This is a genomic window from Pseudomonas sp. Ma2-10, assembly GCF_054330215.1.
The window spans coordinates 238,245-257,249 of the sequence record NZ_JBTEYL010000004.1; the positions used below are offsets into that span (position 1 = coordinate 238,245).

General features: G+C 59.9%; 14 protein-coding genes. 6 read left to right on the forward strand and 8 right to left on the reverse strand.

What is annotated here, in order from left to right; all coding sequences use genetic code 11:
• Positions 1–58: 58 nt before the first annotated feature.
• The gene (gene ppsA, locus ACXPVS_RS08250) at positions 59–2,434 is read right to left on the reverse strand and encodes a phosphoenolpyruvate synthase (RefSeq protein ID WP_458509485.1); all 2,376 of its coding nucleotides are present in this window, start codon (positions 2,432–2,434) and stop codon (positions 59–61) included.
• Positions 2,435–2,609: 175 nt separating this feature from the next.
• Between ppsA and ppsR the strand changes: the two genes are divergently transcribed.
• Complete coding sequence (gene ppsR / locus ACXPVS_RS08255; RefSeq protein WP_046053150.1) at positions 2,610–3,428, forward strand: posphoenolpyruvate synthetase regulatory kinase/phosphorylase PpsR; 819 nt, start codon at positions 2,610–2,612, stop codon at positions 3,426–3,428.
• Here the strand turns inward: ppsR and ACXPVS_RS08260 are convergent.
• Positions 3,421–4,866: an aminotransferase-like domain-containing protein gene (locus tag ACXPVS_RS08260; protein WP_458509486.1), complete on the reverse strand. Its 1,446-nt coding sequence runs from the start codon at positions 4,864–4,866 to the stop codon at positions 3,421–3,423. The two genes, ppsR and ACXPVS_RS08260, sit on opposite strands and share 8 nt — an antisense overlap.
• 92 nt (positions 4,867–4,958) lie before the next feature.
• On the opposite strand from ACXPVS_RS08260, the gene ACXPVS_RS08265 reads away from it, so the two are divergent.
• A complete protein-coding gene (locus ACXPVS_RS08265) occupies positions 4,959–5,888 on the forward strand; it encodes a DMT family transporter (protein ID WP_458509487.1) in 930 nt (309 codons plus the stop codon).
• Here ACXPVS_RS08265 and prpD read toward each other — a convergent pair.
• The 6 genes from prpD to ACXPVS_RS08295 form a co-directional block, all read right to left on the reverse strand.
• The gene (gene prpD / locus ACXPVS_RS08270; RefSeq protein ID WP_458509488.1) at positions 5,881–7,365 is read right to left on the reverse strand and encodes a 2-methylcitrate dehydratase; all 1,485 of its coding nucleotides are present in this window, start codon (positions 7,363–7,365) and stop codon (positions 5,881–5,883) included. The two genes, ACXPVS_RS08265 and prpD, sit on opposite strands and share 8 nt — an antisense overlap.
• A 42-nt stretch (positions 7,366–7,407) precedes the next feature.
• Positions 7,408–8,610: a 2-methylaconitate cis-trans isomerase PrpF gene (prpF, locus tag ACXPVS_RS08275; RefSeq protein WP_458509489.1), complete on the reverse strand. Its 1,203-nt coding sequence runs from the start codon at positions 8,608–8,610 to the stop codon at positions 7,408–7,410.
• A 54-nt stretch (positions 8,611–8,664) separates the two neighbouring features.
• On the reverse strand, positions 8,665–11,262 hold the full coding sequence (gene acnD, locus ACXPVS_RS08280) for a Fe/S-dependent 2-methylisocitrate dehydratase AcnD (protein WP_458509490.1): 2,598 nt from the start codon (positions 11,260–11,262) through the stop codon (positions 8,665–8,667).
• Positions 11,263–11,327: 65 nt separating this feature from the next.
• The gene (prpC, locus tag ACXPVS_RS08285) at positions 11,328–12,455 is read right to left on the reverse strand and encodes a bifunctional 2-methylcitrate synthase/citrate synthase (RefSeq protein WP_458509491.1); all 1,128 of its coding nucleotides are present in this window, start codon (positions 12,453–12,455) and stop codon (positions 11,328–11,330) included.
• Positions 12,456–12,509: 54 nt separating this feature from the next.
• Positions 12,510–13,400 (reverse strand): methylisocitrate lyase, encoded by an 891-nt coding sequence (gene prpB, locus ACXPVS_RS08290; protein ID WP_458509492.1) that lies wholly within the window; start codon positions 13,398–13,400, stop codon positions 12,510–12,512.
• On the reverse strand, positions 13,397–14,116 hold the full coding sequence (locus tag ACXPVS_RS08295) for a GntR family transcriptional regulator (RefSeq protein WP_177327884.1): 720 nt from the start codon (positions 14,114–14,116) through the stop codon (positions 13,397–13,399). The genes prpB and ACXPVS_RS08295 overlap by 4 nt, the downstream gene beginning before the upstream one ends.
• A gap of 302 nt (positions 14,117–14,418) precedes the next feature.
• On the opposite strand from ACXPVS_RS08295, the gene rloA reads away from it, so the two are divergent.
• The 4 genes from rloA to pabB all read left to right on the forward strand — a co-directional run bounded on the left by rloA (position 14,419) and on the right by pabB (position 18,965).
• Complete coding sequence (gene rloA, locus ACXPVS_RS08300) at positions 14,419–14,955, forward strand: retropepsin-like aspartic peptidase RloA (protein WP_458509493.1); 537 nt, start codon at positions 14,419–14,421, stop codon at positions 14,953–14,955.
• Between the two features lie 5 nt (positions 14,956–14,960).
• On the forward strand, positions 14,961–16,496 hold the full coding sequence (gene rloB / locus ACXPVS_RS08305; protein WP_458509494.1) for an osmotic stress tolerance membrane protein RloB: 1,536 nt from the start codon (positions 14,961–14,963) through the stop codon (positions 16,494–16,496).
• Positions 16,496–17,482, forward strand: a complete 987-nt coding sequence (locus tag ACXPVS_RS08310) for an alpha-L-glutamate ligase-like protein (RefSeq protein ID WP_458509495.1) — start codon at positions 16,496–16,498, stop codon at positions 17,480–17,482. The genes rloB and ACXPVS_RS08310 overlap by 1 nt, the downstream gene beginning before the upstream one ends.
• Before the next feature lie 145 nt (positions 17,483–17,627).
• Positions 17,628–18,965, forward strand: a complete 1,338-nt coding sequence (gene pabB, locus ACXPVS_RS08315; RefSeq protein WP_458509496.1) for an aminodeoxychorismate synthase component I — start codon at positions 17,628–17,630, stop codon at positions 18,963–18,965.
• Positions 18,966–19,005 lie beyond the last annotated feature (40 nt).

A 19,005-nucleotide genomic window follows, 5' to 3' on the forward strand; every position in this document is an offset into this window, starting at 1 on the left:
CCGCCCTACTTGAATCTCTAAAAGGGCCGATCACTGATCGGCCCTTTCACTCACACCATCAAGCCGACGCTTGACCTTCAGCCAGGAAGAACCAGGTTTCCAGCACGGAATCGGGGTTCAACGAAACGCTTTCGATGCCCTGCTCCATCAGCCATTTGGCCAGATCAGGGTGGTCCGAAGGACCCTGACCGCAAATACCGATGTACTTGCCAGCCTTGTTGCAGGCTTGAATTGCGTTGGCCAGCAGCTTCTTGACCGCCGGATTACGCTCGTCAAACAGGTGCGCGATGATCCCGGAGTCACGGTCCAGACCCAGGGTCAGCTGGGTCAGATCGTTGGAACCGATGGAGAAGCCGTCGAAGAATTCGAGGAACTCTTCGGCCAGGATCGCGTTGGACGGCAGCTCGCACATCATGATGATGCGCAGACCATTCTCGCCACGGGCCAGGCCATTTTCGGCCAACAGATCGATCACTTGGCTAGCTTCGCCCAGTGTACGGACGAACGGCACCATGATTTCAACGTTGGTCAGGCCCATCTCGTTGCGCACACGCTTGAGGGCGCGGCACTCGAGTTCGAAGCAGTCACGGAACGCTTCGCTGATGTAACGCGAAGCACCGCGAAAGCCCAGCATCGGGTTTTCTTCTTCCGGCTCGTAGAGCTTGCCGCCGATCAGGTTGGCGTATTCGTTGGACTTGAAGTCCGACAGACGCACGATGACCTTTTTCGGGGTGAACGCAGCGGCCAGGGTGCTGATGCCTTCAACCAGTTTGTCGACATAGAAGCCAACCGGATCGTCGTAACCGGCGATGCGCTTGTCGACGCTGTCCTTGATGTCCTGCGGCAGACCGTCGTAGTTCAACAGCGCTTTGGGGTGAACACCGATCATGCGGTTGATGATGAACTCCAGACGGGCCAGGCCCACACCGGCGTTCGGCAGCTGTGCGAAGTCGAAGGCGCGGTCCGGGTTGCCGACGTTCATCATGATCTTGAACGGCAGATCAGGCATGGCGTCCACGGAGTTTTTCTTGATGTCGAAGCCCAGTTCGCCTTCGAAGATGTAGCCGGTGTCGCCTTCAGCGCAGGAAACGGTCACGCCCTGGCCGTCTTTCAACAGCTGGGTAGCGTTGCCGCAACCGACCACGGCCGGAATGCCCAGCTCGCGAGCGATGATCGCCGCGTGGCAAGTACGGCCGCCACGGTTGGTGACAATGGCGCTGGCGCGCTTCATGACCGGTTCCCAATCCGGGTCGGTCATGTCGGAGACCAGTACGTCGCCGGGCTGGACTTTGTCCATCTCGGACACGTCCTTGATGATGCGGACCTTGCCGGCGCCGATGCGCTGGCCGATGGCGCGACCTTCAACCAGCACGGTGCCGGTTTCTTTCAACAGGTAGCGTTCCATGACATTGGCCGAGGTGCGGCTCTTCACGGTTTCAGGACGGGCCTGAACGATGTAGAGCTTGCCGTCGTCGCCGTCTTTGGCCCATTCGATGTCCATCGGGCACTTGTAGTGCTTCTCGATGATCATTGCTTGCTTGGCCAGTTCGCTGACTTCGGCGTCGCTCAGGCAGAAACGTGCGCGATCAGCCTTGTCGACGTCGATGGTCTTGACCGATTTACCGGCCGTGGCGACTTCGCCGTAAATCATCTTGATGGCCTTGCTGCCCAGGTTGCGACGCAGGATGGCCGGACGACCGGCTGCCAGCGTGCCTTTGTGGACGTAGAACTCATCCGGGTTCACCGCGCCTTGTACGACGGTTTCACCCAGGCCGTAGGCGCCGGTGATGAACACCACGTCACGGAAGCCCGATTCGGTATCGAGGGTGAACATCACGCCGGCGGTGCCGGTCTCAGAGCGGACCATGCGCTGCACGCCAGCCGACAGGGCTACCAGCTTGTGGTCGAAGCCCTGGTGGACGCGATAGGAAATGGCGCGGTCGTTAAACAGGGACGCGAACACCTCTTTGGCGGCGCGAATCACGTTTTCGACACCACGGATGTTCAGGAAGGTTTCCTGCTGACCGGCAAAGGAAGCGTCCGGCAGGTCTTCGGCGGTAGCGGAAGAGCGCACGGCCACGGCCATGTCAGGGTTGCCGGCCGACAGCGTGGCGAACGCGGTGCGTATCTCGGCGTTGAGCTTCTCGGGGAATTCGGCGTCCATGATCCATTGACGGATCTGGGCGCCAGTCTTGGCCAAGGCATTGACATCGTCGACGTCCAGGGCGTCGAGGGCGGCATGGATCTGATCGTTCAGGCCGCTCAGTTCCAGAAAATCACGATAAGCCTGAGCTGTCGTGGCGAAGCCACCGGGCACCGATACGCCGGCACCTGCAAGATTACTGATCATCTCGCCGAGGGATGCGTTCTTGCCCCCCACGTGCTCTACATCATGGACGCCGAGCTTATCGAGGGAAACTACGTACTCTACCAAGGTGATCTCTCCACTAACTGTGTTGGAAAAGCTCAGAAGCCGGCGGCTCGACAGGAGCGTTGGCCAGCTGTATGGCCTGGACCTGGAAAATAAGTGAGAATGCAGGCCACTGGCGGCCGGCAAATCGCGCCTACTATATCCAAGATTCGTCACTAGCTTAAGGCCCAAGGTGCAAATGAAACGATCTGCTTTCTTTATTTCCGACGGCACCGGCATCACCGCCGAGACCCTAGGCCAAAGCCTGCTGGCGCAGTTCGAAAACATTACCTTCAGCAAATTCACGCGGCCCTACATCGACAACGTGGATAAAGCGCGAGCCATGGTACAACAAATCAACAAAGCCGCCGAAACCGACGGCTTTCGGCCGATCATCTTTGACACCATTGTCAATCAGGACATCCGTGAGATCCTCGCAACATCCAATGGTTTCATGATCGACATTTTCTCGACCTTCCTGGCGCCTCTCGAACAGGAACTGACCGAGCATTCTTCCTACACCGTCGGCAAGTCCCACTCCATTGGCAGTAACTCCAATTACATGGAGCGGATCGAGGCGGTGAACTTCGCCCTCGACAACGACGACGGTGCGCGCACGCATTATTACGACAAGGCAGACCTGATCCTAGTGGGCGTGTCGCGTTGTGGTAAGACGCCGACGTGCCTGTACATGGCCATGCAATTTGGCATCCGCGCGGCCAACTATCCGCTGACCGAAGACGACATGGAACGCCTGCAACTGCCAGGCACCTTGCGTGCCCACCAGCACAAACTGTTCGGCCTGACCATCGACCCGGACCGCCTCACCGCGATCCGCAACGAGCGCAAGCCCAATAGTCGCTATTCGAGCTACGCCCAGTGCGAATTCGAAGTGCGCGAGGTGGAGAACCTGTTCCGCCGCGAGAACATTCCGCACATCAACTCCACGCATTTTTCGGTGGAAGAGATTTCGGCGAAGATTCTGGTAGAGAAAGGTGTGGAGCGACGGTTCAAGTAGAGGAAAGCAGCTGCAAGCCGCCGGTTTGAGGCGGTTCGGGCTGCAAGGTTGCTCTGAGTGTTGCAAAGCCATTGAGCAGCAACCTGTCATCCCCCGCTGAATTACCAACACTCGCCCGAACACACTGCGGCACCGCCCCATGCCCGACCGCAAACATCTCGGCAGTCGCCACCAAATAATTATTCTCCTTGAGTTCCTCAGCAATCTGCGAAGCCCGCCACGGCTCGGGCACTTCGATCCAGAAGTGCGGGCTATGGGAATGGGTTTTGTACGCCAAGCCGTCCAGCACACCACTCACCAACGCCTTGCGCCGACCGATCTCGACAATCTGTTGGCCCAGCAACTGCTCGGCAATGCCGTTTTCTATCCACAGGCTCGCCACCTCCAGTGACAACGGGCTGGCCATCCAGCACGTCCCGCGCACAGCGGCGCTCAAGCGTGCGATCAACGGTAGCGGCGCATGCAGGTAACCGACTCGCAACCCTGCCGAAACCGCCTTGCTCAGGCTGCCGATCAGCACCGAGCGCTCCGGGGCGAAATAGCTCAAGGGTAACGGTCGCTGTTGAGCCAATACCGCGTGGGCTTCGTCTTCAAAGATCAACAGATTGTGCTGCCGAGAAACCTCTGCAATCACCTCCCGCCGTGCGACGGACATCACTGCAGCCGTAGGATTCTGGATCGTCGGTGTGCAATACAGCGCCGACACACGATGGTTGCGGCAAACCTCCTCCAGGGCATCGGGCATCAGTCCTTCATCGTCCATCCCGATACCGATGAGTTTTATCCCTAGCTGGCGTGCGACGCTGATCAACCCTGGGTAGGTCAGGTGCTCCGTCACCAACGTATCACCCGCTTTGAGCAACCCCATCAAGGCACACAACAGACCGTGCTGGCCGCCGTTTACGCAGACGACCTGCTCGGCGTTCGGGACAAACTCTTTATGCCTGAGCCAGTGCGCGCCCGCTGCGCGATAGCGCGGCAAACCGGCATCGACGGTGTAGCCGCCGAGGTGTTGCAACGCCTCAGGATCAAGGGACAACGCTTGCAGGCTCCGACTCAAAAAAAGCGCTTCCTGCCCCGGAATCGGTTGATTGCGGCTCATGTCAAAAAACGCCCGCGGTTCATCGCTGACGTTGCGAAAGCCACCGTCCCGCGGCCGTTCTATCCCGCACTGACGCACATAGGTGCCGTCGCCCACCCGCGCGACCACCAACCCCACACGTTCGAGTTCACCGTAAGCGCGGCTGATGGTACCGATGGTCACGCCGAGGCTATCCGCCAGCAACCGATGCGGCGGCAATTTGCAGCCGGGCTCGATCAGCCCTTCAGCGAGGCCTTTTTCGATCGCGTCGGCGAGGCGTTTGTATTTCACACCCAGACCGTTCGCCAGGCCATCGCGCAGCATTGACACCATGGCAATACTTGTTTTGACAGTCATTCCAGCCCCGAATAGCGTGCTTGAAACAGGTTCAATCAGGGATAGACCTTTTGCAGATGAAGGTCAATTCCAAACATAAAAGGAGCTCGCGCATGTCCATTGCCTTCAATGCACCTTCAAGTACCGCAAAACCCTGGCTCGCCGCCCTGATCACCAGCGTGTTGTTTCTGATCGTGTGCGTGAGCTGGGGCACAACATGGCTGGGGATCAAGATTGCCGTTGAAAGCGTGCCGCCGCTGACCGCCGCCGGCCTGCGGTTCCTGATCGCTTTTCCGTTATTTCTCGGCTTCGCCCTGATCCGTCGTGAGCCGCTGCTATTTCCCAGGGAAAGCCGCTGGTTCTTTGTCTTCGTCACGCTGTCGTATTTCAGCCTGCCATATTACTTGCTCAACTACGGCGAGATGCACGTTTCGTCCGGCCTGACGGCGCTGTTGTTCAGTTGCATGCCAGTGTTCATCCTGCTGTTTAGCGCGCTGTTTCTGCGGGAGAACATCTACCCCTCGCAAGTGCTCGGCATCGCCATTGGTTTCGGCAGCCTGTTCATGATCATCCGCAGCCAGGGGTTGCATCTGGACCATGCCGAATTGTTCGGGGTGTTGGCGATTCTCTGCGCTGCGGCGATGCATGCGCTGTGTTACGTGGTGACGAAAAAACACGGCACCGCGATCAGCGTCATCACCTACAACACGCTACCCATTGGCATCGCCGGGGCGATGCTGTTTGTCGCCGGATTGAGTGTCGAAGCGCCGGAGTTCAATGCCATCACCGCGCGTTCGTGGAGCGCCCTGCTCTATCTGGGACTGGTGGCGTCGGTGGGCGGGTTTATCGTTTACTTCCTGCTGCTCAAGCGACTGAGCCCGATCATTCTGTCGTTTGTGTTCATCATCTTTCCGGTGTTCGCGGTGATCATCGGCGCCTGGTACGAGGGGCAAACCTTGTCCCGGGAACTGATGATGTACTCGGCGATTTTGCTGACGGGGTTTGCGATCACCAAATTGCCTGTGGAGCAGTGGCTTAGATGACAAACAAGTCCATAAAACGGTTGACCGGTATTGCTTCAAGGGCAACCTGATCCTTGCACAACGCAAAAATCTCGGCGCTGCGTTGGGCGGTGAAGCGCGTCGCCAGGTTCGCCTTGAACTTGTTTTCCAGCAGCGCAATGCCGTCGGCGCGGCGACGGCGATGGCCGATCGGGTACTCCACCACCACGTTTTCGGTGCTGGAACCGTCCTTGAAGAACACCTGTATCGCATTGGCGATGGAGCGTTTGTCGGCCTCCAGGTATTCGCGGGTGTAGCGCGGATCTTCAACGATGACCATTTTTTCGCGCAGCACATCGATGATCGGATGCGCCGCGTGGAAGTCGTCCTCGTACTGCTCGGCCACCAGATTGCCGAACGCCAGCGGCACGGCAGTCATGTACTGGATGCAATGATCACGGTCCGCAGCGTTGGCCAGCGGGCCGACCTTGGAGATGATGCGGATCGCCGATTCGTGGGTGCTGATGACGATTTTGTCGATTTCATGCAGGCGATTTTTGACTTGCGGGTGCAGCGTCACCGCCGCTTCGCACGCTGTTTGCGCATGGAACTCGGCCGGGAAGCTGATTTTGAACAGCACGTTTTCCATCACGTAGCTGCCGTACGGTCGGGAGACACTGAACGTGCGCTTGTCTTCGGGCTTGAGTGCCAGGTCGTTGTTGGTGTGGCTGAACAGCACGTCGTAGAAACCCCATTGTTTGGCAGTCAGTACGCCCGGAATGCCCATTTCGCCACGCATCGCGATGTCCGCCAGACGCACGCCACGGCTGGACGCGTCGCCGGCCGCCCAGGATTTACGCGATCCGGCATTCGGCGCATGACGGTAGGTGCGCAGCGCCTGACCGTCGGCGAACGCATGGGACAACGCGGACAACAACTGCTCACGATTGGCGCCCATGAGTTTGGCGGTCACGGCGGTCGAGGCGACTTTCACCAGAATGACGTGATCCAGGCCTACGCGATTGAAGGCGTTTTCCAGCGCGATCACCCCCTGGATTTCGTGAGCCATGATCATGGCGTCGAGTACCACGCGAACGGTCAGCGGCGCATCGCCATTGGCGAGGCTTTTTTGCGACAAGTGATCGGCCACCGCGAGAATGCCGCCGAGGTTATCGGACGGATGCCCCCACTCCGCCGCGAGCCAGGTATCGTTGTAGTCGAGCCAGCGAACGATGCAGCCGATGTCCCACGCCGCCTTGACCGGGTCGAGGCGATAACGGGTGCCGGGGACGCGCGCGCCGAACGGGACGACAGTGCCTTCCACCATCGGGCCAAGGTGTTTGGTGCACTCGGGGAAGCGCAGGGCCAGCAGGCCACAGCCCAACGTGTCCATCAGGCAGTTGCGGGCGGTGTCGAGGGCCTCGGCGGATTGGATCTTGAAGTTGAGGACGTAGTCGGCTATGTCCTGCAGGACCGTGTCGTAGTCGGGGCGAGTGTTCTGGTCGACGTTGGTGCTCATGTTCGATTCACTCTTGAAGTGGTTCGTTAATGGGACCTCGGTTCAGGGGGTCATCTCAGTCAGTTCGCCGGGAATACGGACAAAGCCTTCCATCAACACCCGCGCACTGCGGCTCATGATGGCTTTGTTCACCGTCCATTCGCCGTTCACCTGGCTGGCTTCAGCCCCCACACGCAAAGTGCCGGACGGATGCCCAAAGCGCACGGCATGACGTTCGATACCACCTGCGGCGAGGTTCACCAACGTGCCGGAAATCGCCGCAGCGGTACCGATAGCCACGGCCGCCGTGCCCATCATCGCGTGGTGCAACTTGCCCATGGACAGCGCCCGCACCAGCAGATCGACATCGCCCGCCGCAATCGCTTTGCCACTCGAAGCAATGTAGTCCGCTGGCTTGGCCACAAAAGCAACCTTAGGCGTGTGCTGACGTTTGGCCGCTTCGTCCAACTCCTTGATCAGACCCATGCGCAGCGCACCGTAAGCCCGAATGGTTTCAAACATCAGCAACGCTTTCGGATCACTGTTGATCGCGCCTTGCAGCTCGGTGCCGGTGTAACCGATGTCTTCGGCATTGACGAAAATCGTCGGAATACCGGCATTGATCATGGTCGCCTTGAGCGTTCCGACGCCGGGCACTTCGAGGTCATCCACTAGGTTACCGGTAGGAAACATCGAACCACCGCCACCCTCTTCTTCCGCCGCCGGGTCCATGAATTCGACCTGCACTTCGGCCGCCGGAAAGGTCACCCCGTCGAGCTCAAAATCACCGGTCTCCTGCACTTCACCCTTGGTGATCGGCACGTGGGCGATGATGGTCTTGCCGATGTTGGCCTGCCACACGCGAACCACGGCAACGCCGTTGTACGGGATGCGGCTGGCGTCCACCAAACCATTGCTGATGGCAAACGAACCGACCGCCGCCGACAGGTTGCCGCAGTTGCCGCTCCAGTCGACGAAAGGTTGGTCGATGGACACCTGACCGAACAGGTAATCGACATCGTGATCGGCCTTGATGCTTTTCGACAGGATCACGGTTTTGCTGGTGCTGGAGGTCGCGCCGCCCATGCCATCGATTTGCTTGTCATACGGGTCGGGGCTGCCGATCACCCGCAGCAACAAGGCATCGCGCGCCGGGCCTGGAACCTGTGCCGCTTCGGGCAGGTCTTTCAGGCTGAAGAACACGCCTTTACTGGTGCCGCCGCGCATGTAGGTGGCGGCGATTTTGATTTGAGGTGCGTGAGCCATGATGTTCCTTTTAGGATCGAGCGGGACCGCATGGTCCCGCCCGAACTCATCGTATTAAACGGCAACTGCCGATTCTTCGAGGAAGTCCTGAGCGAAGCGTTGCAGCACGCCGCCGGCCTCGTAGATCGACACTTCTTCGGCGGTATCGAGGCGGCAGGTCACCGGCACTTCGACGCATTCGCCGTTCTTGCGGTTGATCACCAGTGTCAGCTCGGCACGCGGGGTGCGCTCGCCGATCACGTCGTAGGTTTCGCTGCCGTCGATACCCAATGTCTTGCGGTCGGTGCCTGGTTTGAATTCCAGCGGCAACACGCCCATGCCCACCAGGTTGGTGCGGTGAATGCGCTCGAAACCTTCGGCCGCGATCGCTTCCACACCCGCCAGACGCACGCCTTTGGCCGCCCAGTCGCGGGACGAGCCCTGACCGTAGTCGGCGCCGGCGATGATGATCAGCGGCTGCTTGCGCTCCATGTAGGTTTCGATGGCTTCCCACATGCGCATCACTTGGCCTTCCGGCTCGACACGAGCCAGCGAACCCTGCTTGACCTTGCCGTTTTCCTGAACCATTTCATTGAACAATTTCGGGTTGGCGAAGGTGGCGCGTTGCGCGGTCAAGTGATCACCACGGTGGGTCGCGTAAGAGTTGAAGTCCTCTTCCGGCAGGCCCATTTTCGCCAGGTATTCACCGGCGGCACTGTCGAGCATGATCGCGTTCGAAGGCGACAGGTGATCGGTGGTGATGTTGTCCGGCAGCACCGCCAGCGGGCGCATGCCCTTGAGCGGACGAGCCCCGGCCAGCGCGCCTTCCCAGTACGGCGGACGACGGATGTAGGTGCTCATCTCGCGCCAGTCGTACAGCGGCGTCACTTTCGGGCCGGTGTCTTCGTGGATGGCGAACATCGGAATGTAAACCTGACGGAACTGCTCCGGCTTGACCGAAGCCTTGACCACCGCGTCGATTTCTTCGTCGCTCGGCCAGATGTCTTTCAGGCGGATCTCTTTGCCGTTTACGTCCAGGCCCAACACATCTTTTTCGATGTCGAAACGGATGGTGCCGGCGATGGCGTAAGCGACCACCAACGGCGGCGAAGCGAGGAACGCGTTCTTGGCGTACGGATGGATCCGGCCGTCGAAGTTACGGTTGCCGGACAACACGGCAGTGGCGTACAGGTCACGGTCGATGATCTCTTGCTGGATCACCGGGTCCAGCGCGCCGGACATACCGTTGCAGGTGGTGCAGGCGAAGGCCACGATGCCGAAACCGAGTTGTTCCAGTTCGGTGGTCAGGCCGGCTTCGTCCAGGTACAGCGCCACGGTTTTCGAACCGGGTGCCAGGGACGATTTGACCCACGGCTTGCGGGTCAACCCGAGCGTGTTGGCATTGCGCGCCAGCAGCCCGGCGGCAATGACGTTGCGCGGGTTGCTGGTGTTGGTGCAGCTGGTGATGGCGGCGATGATCACCGCGCCATCCGGCATTTGGCCGGGCACTTCGGTCCACTGACCGGAAATGCCTTGGGCGGCGAGATCCGAGGTGGCGACGCGGGCGTGCGGGTTGCTCGGGCCAGCCATGTTGCGCACCACCGAGGACAGATTGAAGGTCAACCCGCGCTCGTATTGCGCGCCTTTCAGGCTGTCAGCCCACAGGCCTGTGGTCTTGGCATAGTGCTCTACAAGCTGCACTTGCTCGTCTTCACGGCCGGTGAGTTTCAGGTAGTCGATGGTCTGCTGGTCGATGTAGAACATCGCAGCGGTGGCGCCGTATTCCGGGGCCATGTTGGAAATGGTCGCGCGGTCGCCGAGGGTCAGGGCGCTGGCCCCTTCGCCGAAGAACTCCAACCACGCACCGACGACTTTTTGCTGACGCAGAAACTCGGTCAGCGCCAGCACCATGTCGGTGGCGGTGATGCCCGGTTGCAGCTTGCCGGTCAGTTCAACGCCGACGCTTTCCGGCAGACGCATCCAGGACGCGCGGCCGAGCATCACGCTTTCCGCTTCGAGGCCGCCGACACCAATGGCGATCACGCCCAGAGCATCGACGTGCGGGGTGTGGCTGTCGGTGCCGACGCACGTGTCGGGGAATGCCACGCCGTCGCGCACCTGGATCACCGGAGACATTTTCTCCAGGTTGATCTGGTGCATGATCCCGTTGCCCGGCGGGATCACATCAACGTTCTTGAAGGCCTTTTTGGTCCAGTTGATGAAGTGGAAACGGTCTTCGTTGCGACGGTCTTCGATGGCGCGGTTCTTCTCGAACGCCTCCGGATCGAAACCACCGCGCTCGACGGCCAGGGAGTGATCAACGATCAATTGCGTCGGCACCACCGGGTTCACTTGCGCAGGGTCGCCACCTTGCAGGGCGATGGCGTCACGCAGGCCGGCGAGGTCGACCAGCGCGGTCTGGCCGAGAATGTCGTGGCACACCACGCGGGCCGGGAACCACGGGAAGTCGAGGTCGCGTTTGCGCTCGATGAATTGCTTCAGGGAATCGGTGAGCGTGGCCGGGTCGCAGCGACGCACCAGGTTTTCCGCCAGCACGCGGGAGGTGTACGGCAGCGTGTCGTAGGCGCCGGGCTGGATGGCCTCGACAGCCGCGCGGACGTCGAAGTAATCCAGATGGCTGCCGGGCAGCGGTTTACGGAATTCAGTGTTCATCGTCAGGACTCGGTCACGGTGAATTCAAAGAGGGCTGGGGAACCGCGAACGACTCCCCCTTCCCATCAGCGTTGTTCGATTGGCACGAACTTACGCTGTTCGACGCCGACGTACTCGGCACTCGGGCGGATGATGCGGTTGTTGGCACGTTGTTCGAACACGTGCGCCGCCCAGCCGGTCAGGCGCGAGCAGACGAAAATCGGTGTGAACAACTTGGTCGGGATGCCCATGAAGTGGTACGTCGACGCATGGTAGAAGTCGGCATTCGGGAACAGCTTCTTCTGTTCCCACATGGTCTTGTCGATGGCCTCGGAAACCGGGAACAACACGGTGTCGCCCACTTCGTCAGCGAGTTTTTTCGACCAGCCCTTGATCACCTCGTTGCGCGGATCGTTGTCCTTATAGATCGCGTGACCGAAGCCCATGATCTTGTCCTTGCGCTCGAGCATGCCGAGGGTGCCTTTGATCGCCTCTTGCGGCGAGCTGAAGCGCTCGATCATTTCCATCGCCGCTTCGTTGGCGCCGCCATGCAATGGGCCGCGCAACGAGCCGATGGCGGCGGTGACGCAGGAATACATGTCCGACAGGGTCGAGGCGCAAACACGGGCGGTAAAGGTCGACGCGTTGAACTCGTGTTCCGCGTAGAGGATCAACGAAACGTTCATCACTTTGACGTGCAGTTCGCTCGGTTTCTTGTCATGCAACAGGTGCAGGAAGTGGCCGCCGATGGACGCTTCGTCGGTCACGCAATTGATACGCTTGCCGTCGTGACTGAAGCGATACCAGTAGCACATGATCGCCGGGAACGCGGCCAGCAGGCGGTCGGTAACGTCATGTTGTGCGCTGAAGTCTTTCTCTGGTTCGATGTTGCCCAGGAACGAGCAACCGGTGCGCATCACGTCCATCGGGTGGGCGTCGGCGGGGATGCGCTCCAGCACTTCTTTGAGCGCTTGCGGCAGGTCGCGCAGATTGCTCAGTTTGCTGATGTAAGCGGCGAGTTGTGTTGGGGTCGGCAGTTCGCCGTAAAGCAGCAGGTAGGCCACCTCTTCGAATTGCGCGTCAGCCGCCAGTTCGCGAACGTCGTAGCCACGATAGGTCAGGCCTGCGCCCGACTGGCCCACGGTGGACAGTGCCGTTTGCCCGGCGACCTGGCCACGGAGCCCGGCGCCACTGAGTACTTTTGCTTCGGCCATTGCAGTCTCCAATCTTGAATTTGTTAGGGAATCGGCAAGTTGTGGAAGTCGCGATTACTGCTTCGCGGCAAACAACGCATCGAGCTTCTGCTCGAAGGTGTGGTAGTCGATGCGATCGTAAAGCTCCATGCGGGTTTGCATGGTGTCGATGACGTTCTGTTGTGTGCCGTCGCGACGGATCGCGGTGTAGACGTTTTCTGCGGCTTTGTTCATCGCACGGAACGCCGACAGCGGGTACAGCACCAGCGACACATCAGCAGCGGCGAGTTGCTCGGTGGTGTACAGCGGCGTCGCGCCGAATTCGGTGATGTTGGCCAGGATCGGCGCTTTCACGCGGCTGGCAAACAGTTTGTACATGTCCAGCTCGGTGATGGCTTCCGGGAAGATCATATCGGCACCGGCTTCGATGCACGCGGCGGCGCGATCCAGCGCAGATTCCAGGCCTTCCACTGCCAGCGCATCGGTGCGGGCCATGATGACGAAGCTGTCATCGGTGCGCGCATCGACGGCGGCCTTGATGCGGTCGACCATTTCCTGCAGGGACACGATCTCTTTATTAGGGCGGTGACCGCAGCGCTTGGCGCCGACCTGGTCTTCGATGTGAATCGCCGCTGCGCCGAACTTGATCATCGACTTGACGGTGCGCGCGACGTTGAACGCCGAGGAACCGAAACCGGTGTCCACGTCCACCAACAGCGGCAGGTCGCAAACGTCAGTGATGCGGCGCACATCGGTCAGCACGTCATCCAGACCGGTGATGCCCAGGTCCGGAACGCCGAGGGAGCCGGCAGCCACCCCGCCACCGGACAGATAAATAGCCTTGAAACCGGCGCGCTTGGCCAGCAGCGCGTGATTGGCGTTGATCGCGCCGACCACTTGCAGCGGATGTTCGCTGGCGACCGCATCGCGGAATCGCTGGCCTGGAGTGCTCTTGCTGGAACTCATGACTCACCTCGTTCAGTGGCTGTCTGGTTTGCGCCGTCCTGATAGTGACGGGCGATATTGCGTTTGGAGGCGCCGATGTGGCGGCGCATCAACAACTCGGCTAACTCACCGTCACGGTCGGCGATGGCGTCGAGAATTCGGTGGTGCTCGGCAAAGGCCTGACGCGGGCGATTGGGCGTGGTGGAAAACTGGATGCGGTACATGCGCACCAGTTGATAGAGCTCGCCGCAGAGCATTTGCGTCAGGGTGCGGTTGCCGCTGCCCTGGATGATTCGGTAGTGGAAATCGAAATCGCCTTCCTGCTGGTAGTAGCCGACACCGGCCTGAAACGCCGCATCGCGCTCATGGGTTTCGAGGACACGGCGCAGTTCGTCGATTTCTTCGAGGGTCATGCGCTCGGCCGCCAGACGGCAGGCCATGCCTTCGAGGGACTCGCGGATCTCGTAGAGTTCCAGCAGCTCGGCATGGCTCAACGAAACCACCCGCGCCCCCACGTGCGGCACGCGAACCAGCAGGCGCTGGCCTTCCAGACGGTGGATCGCCTCACGCAGCGGCCCCCGGCTGATGCCATAGGTGCGTGCCAGTTCCGGCTCGGAGATCTTGCTGCCCGGGGCGATCTCGCCCTTGACGATGGCCGCCTGAATGCGGCGGAAGACGTTCTCGGAAAGAGTCTCTGAATCGTCTTGGGCAATGACCGGGGGATCGAGTTGATCCAGCATATTGTCGACACCTTCAAAGCTGATTCCGCAAAAACTAGCGAATACAGACCTTTTAGTCAAAGGATAAATAGACATTGTCGACAATCGTCTAATAACCAACGAATCCTTAACGAAGCAGCCCCTCTGTTTATAGCCGCCTCCCGGTGCTGGCGCCATAAAACCACCGTGCTAGAATGCCGCCCGCATTTGTTTGTGACATCTGCACGGCTTGTCATAAATAGTTGATAGGCATACGAGGGAGCTTGCGCAGCGATGCCAGGGCCTTGAATCGAAGTACGGACCGCTGCGCATCAGGATTTATGAGACTCAAGCCCTTCCCCACCTTCCTTTGTCTTCTTTGCCTGCCAGGCGTAGCCGCGGCGGGGGGAAAGACCGTTTACGGTCTTAACGAGTACGCCTCCCTGAACGGCATCAATCTGGAGGTCGCCGCCAAACTCGACACCGGGGCGAAAACCGCGTCCCTGAGTGCCCGTGACATCAAACGCTTCAAACGCAATGGCGAATCCTGGGTGCGCTTCTATCTGGCGATCGACGCTGCTCACTCGCACCCGATCGAACGGCCACTGGCCCGCGTCAGCAAGATCAAGCGCCGGGCCGGCGACTACGACCCGGAAGAAGGCAAGAAGTACACCGCCCGTCCGGTGATCGAGCTGAATATCTGCATGGGTTCGGCTTTACGCAGTATCGAAGTGAACTTGACCGACCGTAGCGCCTTCCAATACCCGCTCCTGATCGGCTCCGAAGCGCTGAAACGCTTCGATGCGCTGGTCGACCCCAGTCTTAAATACGCTGCTGGCAAACCCGCCTGCGCCACCGACGCACATACCGCAGAGTAAATCCAATGCGCTCTCTTACCCTTCACCTGAAATTCCTGATTGCCATCCTGGTGGTGCTGGGTATTTCAGTCACGGCCTATCAGATCTTCGTGCTCGGCATTCCCGTGACCGAAGACGCCACCGACGACTTGTGGAACATCGACGCCAAAGTCGAGTTCGTCGCCAGCACCAAGGACCCGGTCAAGATTCAAATGTTCGTGCCACCGCTGAGCCGCGATTACGTCAGCCTCAATGAGAGCTTCATTTCCAATAACTACGGCGTGGCCGTGAACCGGGCCGACGGCAACCGCAAAGTCACTTGGTCGGCACGTCGGGCCAAGGGCAATCAGACCCTTTATTACCGCCTGGTACTGACCAAGCGCTACACCAGTGAAAAATCCAAGACCAAAGGGCCGACCTTCCGCGACAGCATCGCCGTCGAAGGCGCGGAAAAAATCGCCGCCGAAGCCCTGCTCGCACCGATCCGACAGCACTCGGCCGACGTCGAAACCTTCATCGGCGAAGCCATCAAGCGTGTCAATAATCTCAACGACGACAATGTGAAGCTGTTGTTGGGCGGCGATTCGTCCGCCGCAAACAAGGCGAAAATCATCGAGCTGGTGTTGTCCATCGCGCACGTGCCGGTGGAAAAGGTTCACACCATTCGCCTGGTGTCCGACCAGCCGCAAACACCGGAACTCTGGCTGCGCAGTTTCAACGGCACCGAATGGCTGAACTTCAACCCGGACACCGGTGAACAGGGCCTGCCTACCGACCGCCTGTTGTGGTGGACCGGCGACGAAAACCTGATCACCGTCGATGGCGGCAAGAAGGCCAACGTGACCTTCAGCCTGAGCAACAGCGAAATGAACGCCATTCGCCTGGCCAAGCTGACCGACGAAAACACCGACGCCAACTTCCTCGAATACTCGCTGTACGGCCTGCCGCTGCAAACCCAGCAAACCTTCATGATCATGGTGATGATCCCGATCGGTGTGCTGGTGATTCTGATCCTGCGCAACCTGATCGGCGTTCAGACCCTCGGCACCTTTACTCCAGTGCTGATCGCCCTGGCGTTCCGGGAAACCCAGCTCGGCTTCGGTATCGTGCTGTTTACGATCATCACCGCACTGGGCCTGTCGCTGCGCTCCTACCTTGAACACTTGAAGCTGCAAATGCTGCCGCGGCTGTCCGTGGTCCTGACTTTCGTGGTGGTGCTGATCGCGGCGATCAGCCTGTTCAGCCATAAACTCGGCCTGGAACGCGGGTTGTCAGTGGCGTTGTTCCCGATGGTAATTCTGACCATGACCATCGAACGTCTGTCGATTACCTGGGAAGAACGCGGTTCCGGCCACGCCATGAAAGTGGCGATCGGTACGCTGTTCGCCGCGTCGCTGGCGCACCTGATCATGAGCGTTCCGGAGCTGGTTTACTTCGTGTTCACCTTCCCGGCGATTCTGTTGATCCTGGTGGGCTTCATGCTGGCGATGGGTCGCTATCGCGGCTACCGCCTGACCGAACTGGTGCGTTTCAAGGCCTTCCTGAATAAGGCTGACAGCTGATGTTCGGCTTCTGGAAGACCTGGAAGGCCCTGGAAGCCCGGGGCATCATGGGGATCAATCGGCGAAACGCGGACTACGTGCTCAAGTACAACAAGCGCAGTCTGTACCCGATTGTCGATGACAAGATCATCACCAAAGAACGCGCCATCGCCGCCGGCATTCATGTGCCGCAATTGTATGGCGTGATCTCCACCGAGAAAGAAATCGACAAACTCAACGACATCATCGGCGAGCACAATGACTTCGTGATCAAACCGGCCCAGGGCGCGGGCGGTGACGGCATCATTGTGGTTGCCGACCGGTTCGAGGGGCGCTATCGCACAGTGTCCGGCAAGATCATCGACCATGAGGAACTCGAGCACCATATCTCGAGCATCCTCACCGGCCTGTATTCCCTGGGCGGGCACCGCGACCGCGCGCTGATCGAATACCGAGTGATCCCGGACCAGATTTTCAAAAGCATCAGCTATGAAGGTGTGCCGGACATCCGCATCATCGTGCTGATGGGTTACCCGGTGATGGCCATGCTGCGCTTGCCGACGCGCCAGTCCGGCGGCAAGGCCAACCTGCACCAGGGCGCCATCGGCGTCGGTGTCGACCTCGCGACCGGGCAGACGTTGCGCGGCACCTGGCTGAACAACATCATCAACAAGCACCCGGACACCACCAACGCGGTGGATGGCGTGCAACTGCCCTACTGGGACGGTTTCATGAATCTCGCTGCCGGCTGTTATGAGTTGTGCGGGCTGGGTTACATCGGTGTCGACATGGTGCTGGACCAGGAAAAAGGGCCGCTGATTCTTGAACTCAATGCCCGGCCTGGGTTGAACATTCAGATTGCCAATGATTACGGGCTGACGTTGCGCACCCATGCGGTTGAAGCGCGGCTGGAAGCGTTGAAGGCTCGCGGGGTTGTTGAGACGGTGCAGGAACGGGTTGAGTTTGTGCAGCAAATGTTTGGGCATATTCCGGCCACCGAGGGCTGACCTCCTCGCATTGATCGTTCCCACGCGCTGGATGGGAACGATCAAACAGCCCCCCAATCTAGCAATCCCCGACATCCCCTCTAGGAGCAATTCCCGGAGGAGACTACAATCGCCACCCCGCCTCGATGGCTGATCTGCCCCGCCCATGTTGACCTGTTTCGTACACTCGCTCCCCTATTGCGCCAACCCCGCCGAGTACTTTGCGGCGATTCGTCATGCCCCCGGTGCCGTGCTGCTCGACAGTGGCCGGCCGAATGCCGAGCGTGGACGTCATGACCTGCTCAGTGCCTGGCCGCTGGAGCAACTGGCGGTGTTGCCTGACGAAAGCGGCGACGATTTCCTGCAGCGCCTTCGTGACAACCTGACACGACTCGGTGAAGCGACGGTGCCTGTTGACCTGCCCTTCGCGGGCGGCTTAATCGGTTACCTGAGCTACGACTTCGGTCGGCACCTGGAACACCTGCCCAGTCAGGCGCAGGACGATCTGCAACTACCCGATGCACGTTTCGGGCTGTATGACTGGGCACTGATCACCGATCACCAACTGCGTACCAGTCAGCTGGTCTTCCACCCCTCGTTGATCGACAGCGAACGTCAGCGTCTGATCACACTGTTCAGTGAACCTACGGCTGAAGCCGTCGAGCCTTTCAAGCTGAAAGCCCCGATGAAGGCCGACCTGAGCGCTCACCAGTATCGCCACGCATTAGAACGCATTCAGCATTACATCCAGGCCGGTGACTGTTACCAGGTCAACTTCGCCCAGCGTTTCCGCGCGCAGTGCCAGGGCGATCCATGGGCCGCGTATTGCGCGCTGCGGGCGGCATGCCCGACGCCGTTTTCCGGTTTTCAGAGTCTGCCCGACGGCGGCGCGGTGTTGAGCCTGTCGCCAGAACGCTTCGTCAAAGTCAGCGAACGCCGTGTGGAAACCCGCCCGATCAAAGGCACCCGCCCTCGCGGACTGACCGCCGCCGAAGACGCGGCAAACGCCGCCGAACTGCTGGCCAGTCCCAAGGACCGCGCAGAAAACCTGATGATCGTCGACTTGCTGCGCAACGACCTCGGCCGTACGTGCCGTATCGGTTCGGTGCAGGTGCCGGAGTTGTTCAGCCTGGAAAGCTACCCGAACGTGCATCACCTGGTGAGCAGCGTCACCGGAGAACTGGCGGATGACCGGGACGCCCTGGACCTGATCGCTGGCAGCTTCCCTGGCGGCTCGATTACCGGTGCACCGAAAATTCGCGCGATGCAGATCATCGACGAGCTGGAGCCGACGCGTCGCGGGTTGTACTGCGGTTCTTTGCTCTATCTGGACGTGCGCGGCGAGATGGACAGCTCCATCGCCATTCGCAGTTTGCTGGTCAAGGATGGGCAGGTGTGTTGCTGGGGCGGTGGCGGGATCGTCGCGGATTCCGAGTGGCAGGCCGAGTATCAGGAATCGATTACCAAGGTGAAGGTATTACTCGACACCCTCCAAAACCTGTAACCGACACCATCATCGTTCCCACGCGTTGCGCAGGAACGAT